The following is a 10267-nucleotide window of genomic DNA, read 5'->3' on the forward strand; positions in this document are numbered from 1 at the left end:
GGCAGATCGTTCACCTCGACGCGCGCGAAGGTGGCCACCGCCTCATCGTGCTCGCCGCCGGCCATCTGCTTGCGCCACGCATAGAGCTGCGAAGGAGCCACGCCAAACGCTTGCGCGACCTCGGTCACCGACGACCCCGCCGCGCTCGCCAGGTCCACCAACGCGCGCTTCTCCGCGCAACTCCACAGCCTCCGTTGCCGTACGCGGCAGGGCATCATTGCACCAGCTTCAGCCGCCGCGGTGCTGCTGTCCTCGGCGACCACATCGCCCTCTGCATGTTCCAATGTCATGGCGCGAAAGCTCCATGTTCATCGGCCTATTGCAAGGTGCCCTGGTGCACCGCTTACGGTTGGCGAGGCAAAACAGCCGTCGGAAAGCCGCTTTGTGAATAAGCAGAACCCCTGGTCGTCATGCGCCAGAATCTTGATGATATGACCCTTGCGGCCACGGAAGCAGAAGATCGCGCCAGTGTGCGGATTGAGCGCAAGCACCTGTTGCACCATCCGTGCGAGGCTATTGATCCCGCGGCGCATATCGGTCGCGCCGCAGCACAGGTAAATCTGGTCGGTCGGCACCACCGTGATCACCTGCTCAACTCCGCCAGGACGATGCGCAGCGCTGCCAGATCGACGGTCCCGTCGATCCGCAATCGCGCGCCGCTCGGGAAGGCAACGACGATCTTGCCGGCCGGGTCCGGGCAATCGGAGACGGGCCGGTCGACCTCGGGCAGATCGTTCACCTCGACGCGCGCGAAGGTGGCCACCGCCTCATCGTGCTCGCCGCCGGCCATCTGCTTGCGCCACGCATAGAGCTGCGAAGGAGCCACGCCAAACGCTTGCGCGACCTCGGTCAACGACGACCCCGCCGCGCTCGCAAGGTCGACCAACGCGCGCTTCTCCGCGCAACTCCACAGCCTCCGTTGCCGTACGCGGCCGGGCATCGTTGCACCAGCTTCAGCCGCCGCGGTGCCGCTGATCTCGGCGACCACATCGCCCTCTGCATGTTCCAATGTCATGGCGCGAAAGCTCCATGTTCATCGGCCTATTGCAAGGTGCCCTGGTGCACCGCTTAACGTACACTTGTCGTTTCGCAATTCGAAACGGCTTGTCTGTCGTACCTATCGAAGTCATCCTGTTTTCAGTTGTTTCAAACAATACGACCACCTGATCCGACCCCTTTGCTCCGGCCCCATTACAGGGCCCTCAACGCTCATACGGGTCGGTCCGCCCCAGTCTCCTGCATCGGTACTCTCGCCTTACGGGTTTGGCCCGCTTGAGCTTCTCCCTTTGCATCAGGAGCCTGGTTCCTGCAGTTCCGCGCAAATGCCTATGTCCGACTCACGCCCCCTCTACGCCGGTCGCCGCCCGCCCCGTCATCAGGCATCTGGCGGACTTGTCCCAGGATGACGAAACGGTCCTGGTTTCGACGACACTTAAGTTCATAACGACGCGTCCTCGGAGGTTTCACTTTCGTTCGTCTTTCGGACACCCACCTGCTCGGATCTTGTCCGAACTTTTCATCCGACGCTCACCACCACGGCTCTTTACCGCAGCAGCTCGGACTGGTTTGAGACCTGCTCCTGAAAGCCGATCCCGGAGGGCCGTCCCCCATCATTCACGCAGCTTTACGCTACGGTCTTAGTTCATGTTGAACTCCTTCCGCTGCTCTGCAGCACACTTTCGTCGATGAAAACGAGCTTTGCCGGATCGAGATCGAGTTGGCCGTCGAACCAGGCGCGGCGCCGCCTCAGGACGTCGGGGCGGTCCTGCTCCGGCGCATGTGCCCGCGCAGCCATTCGCTCAAGGCGCTCCGGCCGATGCGCATCGAGCGCTCGGTCCCGGGCGGCTCCACCATCTCGTTCAGCGTGATGTCTCTCGACCAGCCCGCCGATGAAGTCAGCATGTTCGTCAAGGCGCGAACCGCGTCGTCGTCCTTGCGGTCGCGGCCTCACCGATCTTGGCCCGCGCGATCCAGCGGATCGCACTCGATACCCCAACGCCAAACTGTGCCGCGGCCTGGCGCGCAGACGCTCCATCATCTGACGCCATCAAAACCCGCGACCGAAGATCGCCGCTCAATGCCCTCGCCATCATCAACCTCCCTCAAAGTGGACGTTGAATCACCGGCCGGGACGCCTGTCACATCACTATCGGATTCATCGATCCCCGGACGTGCTCTAGCCTACGCACAAAGAGAATTACATCGGGGGCGCCGCTCGTCCGAGCCTAATTGCCGGCGGGTTGTAAACGCCGGGAAGCCACAGCTCTTTCAAGCCATCCGGCCTCCATTGCGGGCACCGAGGACAGGAGCAGATCGGTGTAGGCGTCGAATGGTGGCGCTAACACTCGGCTTTTGGGCCCGTATCGGACGACCTGACCCCGGTGCATTACGGCAATCTTGTCAGCAATGGATTTCACGGTGGCAAGGTCGTGCGTGATAAAGAGGTAAGCCATCCTCTCCTCTTTTTGGAGCTCGAGGAGGAGTTTCAGGATTCCGTTTGCCACCAGCGGGTCGAGGGCCGAGGTCACCTCGTCGCAGATGATCAATTTGGGCTTTGCCGCAAGCGCTCTGGCAATGCAGACCCGTTGCTTCTGGCCACCTGACAGTTCGCTGGGGTAGCGATTCATGAAGCCGCTCCCCAATTCAATCTTTTCGAGCAGTTCAATCACCCGTTGCTCTTTCCCAGCCCCTGAGACCCCGTAGTAAAATTCGATGGGGCGGCCGATGATCGTTCCGACGGTGTGGCGCGGGTTCATTGCAACGTCCGCCATTTGATAGACCATTTGCAGCTGACGGAGTTCGTCCTTGGAGCGCTCCGCAAGACTGCGGGAAAGTTCTTTCCCGTCGAACTCAATGCGTCCTGACACGGGCGGTAACAGCCCTGTTATCACGCGCGCGAGCGTCGATTTGCCGGATCCGGACTCGCCTACCACAGCGAGGGTTTGTCCTGTAGAAACCTCAACTGAGACGTCGTCGAGCACCTTGAAGGATCCATCGCCGTACCCCGCTGTGAGACTGCGCACCGCAAGAAGCGGCCGGCCTTCGTTTGCGTTCTCCGCATGATCGATCTGATGGACTGAAACGAGAGCGCTTGTGTACCCTTCCCTCGGACTTTTGATAATCTGCTGTGTGGGTCCATGCTCGACATGCCTCCCGTGGCGCAATACCATGATTTCATCGGCTATCTGAGCGACCACTGCCAGGTCGTGAGATATGTAAAGTGCTGCCACTCCAGTATCATGAATCGCATGACGAATTGAGGCCAAGACGTCGATTTGCGTCGTGACATCAAGTGCCGTGGTCGGTTCGTCAAAAACGATTAGATCCGGCCTTGAGCAAAGCGCCATAGCTGTCATCACGCGCTGGAGCTGGCCGCCGGAAAGCTGATGCGGAAAGCGTTCACCGATCGTCTCGGGGCTGGGAAGGCCAAGCTTTCTAAACAGGTCAATGGCTTGTCGCTCCGCGGCAATGCGGCCTTCGAGGCCGCGAAGGATTGTCGTTTCAACGACTTGGTCCATCAGACGGTGAGCGGGATTGAACGCGGACGCAGCTGACTGCGCCACGTAGCAGACCTCCTCGCCCCTCAGTTTCCGGAGGGATCGAGAGCCGACTTTGAGGACATCGCGTTCATTAAGAACAACTTCTCCGCCTGTGATCCTAAGACCGTCGCGGCTGTAGCCCATGCTGGCAAGGCCGACCGTCGACTTGCCGGCGCCAGACTCGCCTATAAGCCCCATAACCTTCCCGCGTTCGAGCTGCAAAGAGATCCCATCGACAAGGACCACCTTCTGCGGGCTTGTGCCAGGCGAATGGACGGCGGCTTCTATTCTGAGACTGCGGATTTCAAGTAGGGAACCCCGCGCTTTGGTTCGAGAGCCATTCAAGGAGAAGGGGAGGTTTGCCTTGTCAAGCATTTGTCAGCTCACGCTCCAATCATCGTCGACGTAGGAATACGCCGGGGGGACTTTTTGACGGCATGGATAGCGCGCCCTCCAGTTTTTCCGGGGATGTTCTGCGTGGCCGCGGGAGATCACCTTCGCATACCGACCCACCGTCCTGCGGCTTCAGGACGAGGAAGGCTTGCGTGAACTTCCGCAAGGGGCGCAAGCTTCGTCATGATCGCAGGCAGTGGCGGTACGGAGCGGCCCTCCTGAGACGAAATATGCAACATCAAATTCTCATATGTTGACAATAGCATGTCGTCAGAAGCTCTAAAAAGAGACATAAACGTATGAATTTTTTTCCCGTCCGATGGCAGTAGCTGAGCGTCGACGTAAAGCGCGTCTCCAAGTTTCGCCTCGTCAAGGAGCCGAACGTGGCTCTCTACCGTGTAGTAACTGTGCCCTCTCTGTACATAGTCTGCATCAGCGCCGATCATTTGTAGGAGAGCATCAGTGGCGTCAGCAAAGCACTGGGTGTAGCGGTACTCTGTCATGTGCCCGTTGTAATCTATCCAGTCAGACGGGACTGTCACCTCGAACAATCTCATGAGTGCGCTCATCCGCGGGTCGATTCCGGTATTTGGTTGTTGCATTGTACTTACATAAGCCCGATTGGTGAGGGAACAGCGAACTATTCGTCCGCTGTTCCCCACGGAAGCTATCTCTTCGTCAGCTTTAGCTTCTGGCGCACTTCCTCAGGGCCGATAACCCTGGCGCCCATGCCTTCAACGATGTTGACCGCTTTCTCGACCAATTGGCCGTTGGTGGCGAACTGGCCTTTGGAGACATATAGATTGTCTTCGAGGCCAACGCGCACGTTGCCGCCCGCCAGCACAGCAGCAGCAGGGTACGCCATCGCATCGCGGCTTATGCCAAAGGCAGAGAATGTCCATCCTGCAGGGATGTTGTTCACCATCGCCATGAAGGTGATCAGGTCGCTGGGCGCCCCCCACGGCACACCCATGCACAGTTGAACCAGCACCGGGTCTTCGATCAGCCCCTCTTCCACGAGCTTTTGAGCGAACCAGAGATGCCCCGTGTCGAACACCTCAATCTCCGGGCGGACGCCAAAGTCTTTCATCATCTTGGCCAGCGCACGAAGCGTCGCTGGCGTGTTTGTCATGATGTAATCCTGGAGATTGAAGTTCATCGAACCGCAGTCGAGCGTGCAAATTTCGGGCGCGCACTCAAGAACGTGGCTGAACCTTTCGGATGCGCCGACTACGTCGCTGGTTGGCGAGAGTGGAAAGGGCTTCTCGACGCTGCCAAATATCAGGTCGCCACCCATGCCTGCCGTGAGATTGACTACAATATCCACCTCGGCCTGGCGGATGCGATCGGTAACTTCCTTGTACAACTCGTTTTTGCGGGACGGTGCGCCCGTCTCCGGATCGCGAACGTGGACGTGCGCCACCGCAGCGCCCGCCTTTGCCGCCTCTAGGGCGGCGGCTGCGATTTCCTTGGGGGAGCGCGGGACGTGACGCGATGTGGAGGCGGTGTCGCCCGATCCGGTTACGGCGCAGGTGATAAAAACTTCTCGGTTCATAGTTAGCGGCATGTAGAATCCTCATAGGATTGAGATGCATGGAAAAGCCCGGCTTGGCTGCTCTCACGGGGTTGGCGGGTTGAACGAACACCGCGTCGGTCAGCTATTCGGGGTTGTCAATATTCGGTGGCTGTGGTCTGGCCATCGATAGCGAGCGACTGGCCTGAGATGATGCGGCCCTGAGGGCTGCACAAGTAAACGATCATGCCAGCGATATCGCTCATCTTTACAAGCCTCCTCATGGATTGCTGCATGATGAGGGTCTTGTTGATCGCCTCAATCGGGATGCCGCGCGACTCGGAGGCCATCTGATTAACGCGTTGCAACCGGGTTGAGTCGACGTTGCCCGGGCAGATTGCGTTCACATTAATATTGTGTTGACCCAATTCCATCGCCATGACTTCGGTAAGGCCTATGATGCCGTACTTGGCGGTGCAGTAGGGACTACGCAGAGAGTAAGGTAGGAAGCCGGCCGTTGACGACATATTGACGACCGATCCGCCGCCCGCCTGCTTGATACGAGGCACGGCTTCCCGCGCACAGTAAAAGGATCCATCCACGTTGACGGCAAATGTCGCGCGCCATTCATCGTCGGTGACAGCCTCGACTGGCTTTGAGGGCCCCGACGTGCCAGCGTTGTTGATCAGGACATCGAGTCCCCCCAGGCGGCGATCAACTTCCTCGAAGAGTTTGGCAACGGCGCCAGAACTCGAAACGTCAGCCTTCACGGCAATGACGTCCTTTTCCTGAATGCTGCGGATCGCCTGGTCATCGATGTCACAGACCATCACCTTGGCGCCCTCGGCAAGGAAGTGCTCCGCGACGGCCTTCCCAATGCCGTTGGCTCCCGCAGTGATAAGGACACGCGTATTTTTTAGCGCCAAATCCATTTGACCTCTCCCTTCAATGAAAAATTGTGGCCGCGAAATCGGCCTCAATGGGCGATTTCCTGCGGCGCAGTTGCTGGGCTTGTCTCGCTGAAATCCGCCTTGGCGAGCCAGGAGGTTCACTTTGAGATAGAATGAACGTTATATATCCGGACTTCTATCGTCAAGGGTCTGCCGGGCAACTTGGCACGAACAAGAACTCTCAGTGCCGCGAGGTTGAGCCCACGGCGTCCGTTTGTGGTCGCCGGCATAGGTGACAACACGTGTCAGATGGTTGCCGGCGACGGCACGTCGCCGTATCCACTGCGGTTTGATCCAAATTGGCGCGCGGGGGCGCCAGCAATCGCCCTGATTAGCACGCTTCCGCGTGGGCTGAACTGGATACTAGAAGGCTACTCTGCGGCTGCTCGGCTGGATTTATTATCGCGAGCCGCACGTGCCTGACGTTGGGCCCAATCGCGAACCAGGCTAAGATGAAGTTGCAACTGGGTGCGCTGGGTGGAACTTGTCCAAACTGCGCGATTCGTCACACCGCCGGCGGTCAAGCCAAAAAGAAAGGTAACGATAGATCGAAGAGCCATGTCAAAAATGTCGCTGGGCCAGGCTTCACTCTCTGGCCAAGCAGCCCTGACGACGTTGTCGTAAATCTTAGTACCCTCGCGGTGCAGGCTATAGTTGAGTTTACGAAATTCGGGGTCGGCGGCAATCACACCCCAGAAATTGACCCAAATGGCCCCATCCTCGAAATGTGACCGCGAAGCGGGTATTGATATATCCAAAAGTGTTGCAAGGTCCGTCTCTCCCTTTTTCAGAAGAGAGGCAATTTTATGTTCGATGTTCATAAAAGGAACGCGCAATGCAGCCGCGATTATGTCGGATTTTCCTTTGAAGTAATGTGTGATCATCCCCGTTGTAACGCCAGCCGCGTTAGCTATATCGATCATAGTTACGGCGGATATCCCTTTGTCCGCGATGGCCTTGCCAGCCGCCTTGGCGATGCGAAGTCTCGTTTGTTCGACGTCGATGATTTTCGGCATAGCTTGCGATCGGTTCCTGGTTTCGGTTCAAGTCTCAGTCGAAGGTCGCGGTGCTGGCAACTATGGCAACTGGCTCGTCTCGACGGATAAGTGTCCTAGCATGGCGCGGCGAGACGTTAAATGCCCTCGGTCTATCAATCGAAACTCTCCATCATCAGCAATATATAATATGCGGTGACCCAATGCGCTTTTCTGTGCGCAGGTTGAAAACGCCACCAAGTGGCCCCCTTAGGCGGCCCCACCGACGCGTCGATCATCCGTTGGTGTTGCTTGTCCTTCTACCCTCTATCGGGCTGCTGCCCTAGTCTGCGGGGCACATCGCTGGGGGATGCGCAAAAAAGTATCCTGCCGCGTGATTTTATTTCGACTGCCGGGTCAGCCTTCCTTCCATATAACGACGAACCTGAACCCAAATTGGAGCCAGGCCGATGTCGTTCAAAGGCATTATTCCGCCCGTCACCACGCCGTTTCATGCCGATGGATCGATCGACCGAGACGGCTTCTGCGTGATGGTCGAGCACTTGGTGTCGGCCGGTGTGCATGGCGTCATAGTCGGCGGCACGACCGGCGAGTATTACGCTCAGTCGCGCGACGAACGTGTCGGACTGCTCAAGCTTGCCAAAACGGTCGTGAAGGGAAGGGTGCCGCTGATCGCCGGCGTCGGCGCCATCCGCACCGAGGACTGCATCGAATATGCGCTGGTCGCCAAGGATCTGAAATATGACGGCATCCTGATCGGCTCGCCGTATTACGCCGTGCCCACGCAACTCGAACTTGCCAATCATGCGCTGGCAATCGACAAGGCTGCCAACCTGCCGGTGATGCTCTACAACTATCCCGGTCGCACCGGCACGATGATGGACCTGGAGTTTCTCGATCGGGTCGGCCGCGGCACCAATTTCTGCGCCATCAAGGAGTCCAGCGGTAGCATGAACCAGGTGCACGCGCTGGCGCGCGACTATCCGCATATCGATCTGTTCTGCGGCATGGACGATCAGGCGCTGGAATTCTTCGCCTGGGGCGCCAAGGGATGGGTGTGCGGCGCCGGCAATTGCCTGCCGGCCGAGCACCTCGCGCTCTACGAAGCGTGCGTCATCGAGAAGGATTTCACCAAGGGCCGGCAGATCATGTCGGCGCTGCTGCCGCTGATGCGCGTTCTCGAACAGGGCGGCAAGTTCGTGCAGAGCATCAAGTTCGGGTGTGAGCTGACCGGCCTACCGGCGGGGCCGGTGCGGCGGCCGATGCGCGGACTCGACGACGAGCAGAAACGCGAGCTCGAGGCGACGATCCGTACGCTGAAGGCGGTCATCGCTTCCATCACCGCAAAATCCCAGAAGAGGGCTTCCGAGAATGTCATCGCTATTAACGCGTGATGAGTACCAGAACCTGGCGGCCAGCCTGCCGCTGCCGACCAATGCGGTGATCGACGGCAAGGCGCGGGCAGCAAAATCCGGCGAAACGTTCGAGACCATCAACCCCGCCACCGGCCAGGTCATCACCAGGATCGCTTCCTGCGGCGAGGCCGACGTAGACCTCGCGGTCGAGAAGGCGCGGCTGGTGTTCGAATCGGGCACCTGGTCGCGGGCGCATCCGAGCGAGCGCAAGCGGGTGCTGCGGCGCCTGGTCAAGCTCATGGAGCGAAACGCCCATGAGCTCGCCGTGCTTGAGACGCTCGAAAGCGGCAAGCCGATCTACGACGTCGAAACCATCGACATCCCCGAGGCCCTGCATTGCCTGGAATGGCATGCGGAAGCCACCGACAAGCTTTACGGCCAGACCTCGCCTTCGGGCGATGACGTCGTGTCGATGATCGTGCGCCAGCCGCTTGGCGTGGTCGCCTGCGTTTTACCCTGGAGTTTCCCGATCCTGATGCTGGCCTGGAAGATCGGGCCGGCGCTTGCAACCGGCAACTCCGTCATCGTCAAGCCGGCCGAGCAGACCAACATGTCGACCTTGCGGATTGCCGAGCTGGCGCATGAGGCCGGCCTGCCGCCGGGCGTCATGCAGATCGTCACCGGTCCGGGCGAGATCACCGGGAAGGCGCTTGGCCTGCATCCGGATATCGACATGGTCGCCTTCACCGGCTCGACCGAAATCGGCCGGAAATTCCTAGAATATTCCGCCAAGTCCAACCTCAAGCGCATCGTGCTCGAATGCGGCGGGAAGAACCCGTGCATCGTGCTCGACGACGCCGAGAACCTTGACGTCGTTGCTCAGCACGTCACCCAGGCGGTGTTCTGGAACATGGGCGAGAACTGCTCGTCCAATTCCCGTCTGATCGTGCACGAGAAGATCAAGGACCGGCTGATCGAGACCGTGCTCCACAAGCTCACGCAATGGCCTTTGGGCGAGCCGCTGGACCCGGGCAACCGGCTGGGCGCCATCGTGTCGAAGGAACAGTTCGATCGCATCATGGGCTACATCAAGAAGGGCCGCGCTGAAGGCGCCAAGGTCGTGGCGGGTGGCAATGCCCACAAGCACGGCAAGGGCTATTTCATTGAGCCGACCATTTTCGACGATGTGACGCCGCAAATGACGATCGCGCGGGAGGAAATCTTCGGGCCGGTGCTGTCGGTCATCAAGGTAGCCAACGCCGACGAGGCGGTGCGGGTCGCCAACGACACGCAATATGGACTGGCCGCTTCGATCTTCACCGCCAATCTCGGCAAGGCCCATCGCATCGCGCGCGACATCCGCGCCGGGACGGTGACCATCAATTGCTATGGCGAGGGGGACATCTCGACCCCATTCGGCGGCTTCAAGCTTTCGGGCTTTGGTGGACGGGACAAATCGCTTCACGCCCACGACCAGTACACCGAACTCAAGACAATCTGGGCGGACATCTCCGACCAGAAG

General features: G+C 59.2%; 9 protein-coding genes and 1 pseudogene. 2 read left to right on the forward strand and 8 right to left on the reverse strand.

Features of this window, described 5'->3' with window-relative positions:
- From EOA32_RS27070 to EOA32_RS27125, 8 genes and pseudogenes are all read right to left on the reverse strand, one after another.
- On the reverse strand, positions 1 to 290 hold a 290-nt coding region (locus tag EOA32_RS27070), incomplete at its 3' end, for a transposase (RefSeq protein ID WP_128373342.1).
- An 18-nt stretch (positions 291 to 308) separates the two neighbouring features.
- Positions 309 to 587 (reverse strand): IS66 family insertion sequence element accessory protein TnpB, encoded by a 279-nt coding sequence (gene tnpB / locus EOA32_RS27075; protein WP_210214849.1) that lies wholly within the window; start codon positions 585 to 587, stop codon positions 309 to 311.
- Complete coding sequence (locus EOA32_RS27080) at positions 584 to 988, reverse strand: transposase (protein ID WP_245499397.1); 405 nt, start codon at positions 986 to 988, stop codon at positions 584 to 586. The genes tnpB and EOA32_RS27080 overlap by 4 nt, the downstream gene beginning before the upstream one ends.
- A gap of 687 nt (positions 989 to 1675) precedes the next feature.
- Positions 1676 to 2090, reverse strand: a pseudogene (locus EOA32_RS40150) (helix-turn-helix domain-containing protein); the annotation flags it as partial.
- Between the two features lie 135 nt (positions 2091 to 2225).
- Complete coding sequence (locus tag EOA32_RS27105; protein WP_189407406.1) at positions 2226 to 3884, reverse strand: ABC transporter ATP-binding protein; 1659 nt, start codon at positions 3882 to 3884, stop codon at positions 2226 to 2228.
- A gap of 715 nt (positions 3885 to 4599) precedes the next feature.
- Complete coding sequence (locus EOA32_RS27115; RefSeq protein ID WP_128373348.1) at positions 4600 to 5499, reverse strand: 3-keto-5-aminohexanoate cleavage protein; 900 nt, start codon at positions 5497 to 5499, stop codon at positions 4600 to 4602.
- A 104-nt stretch (positions 5500 to 5603) separates the two neighbouring features.
- Positions 5604 to 6377 (reverse strand): SDR family oxidoreductase, encoded by a 774-nt coding sequence (locus EOA32_RS27120; protein ID WP_128373349.1) that lies wholly within the window; start codon positions 6375 to 6377, stop codon positions 5604 to 5606.
- 389 nt (positions 6378 to 6766) lie between these two features.
- Positions 6767 to 7411 (reverse strand): TetR/AcrR family transcriptional regulator, encoded by a 645-nt coding sequence (locus EOA32_RS27125; protein WP_128373350.1) that lies wholly within the window; start codon positions 7409 to 7411, stop codon positions 6767 to 6769.
- Positions 7412 to 7839: 428 nt separating this feature from the next.
- On the opposite strand from EOA32_RS27125, the gene EOA32_RS27130 reads away from it, so the two are divergent.
- Complete coding sequence (locus EOA32_RS27130; protein ID WP_128373351.1) at positions 7840 to 8784, forward strand: dihydrodipicolinate synthase family protein; 945 nt, start codon at positions 7840 to 7842, stop codon at positions 8782 to 8784.
- A partial coding sequence (locus EOA32_RS27135) for an aldehyde dehydrogenase (RefSeq protein WP_145971362.1) occupies positions 8762 to 10267 on the forward strand: 1506 nt, incomplete at its 3' end. The genes EOA32_RS27130 and EOA32_RS27135, both read left to right, overlap by 23 nt.

This window comes from Mesorhizobium sp. M1A.F.Ca.ET.072.01.1.1, assembly GCF_004023325.1.
GTDB lineage: Bacteria > Pseudomonadota > Alphaproteobacteria > Rhizobiales > Rhizobiaceae > Mesorhizobium.

Coding starts and splice junctions, on each gene's coding strand:
- EOA32_RS27120 (WP_128373349.1), bottom strand. CDS start 6,377: ATGGATTTGGCGCTAAAAAATACGCGTGTCCTTATCACTGCGGGAGCC.
- EOA32_RS27130 (WP_128373351.1), top strand. CDS start 7,840: ATGTCGTTCAAAGGCATTATTCCGCCCGTCACCACGCCGTTTCATGCC.
- EOA32_RS27115 (WP_128373348.1), bottom strand. CDS start 5,499: ATGCCGCTAACTATGAACCGAGAAGTTTTTATCACCTGCGCCGTAACC.
- EOA32_RS27125 (WP_128373350.1), bottom strand. CDS start 7,411: ATGCCGAAAATCATCGACGTCGAACAAACGAGACTTCGCATCGCCAAG.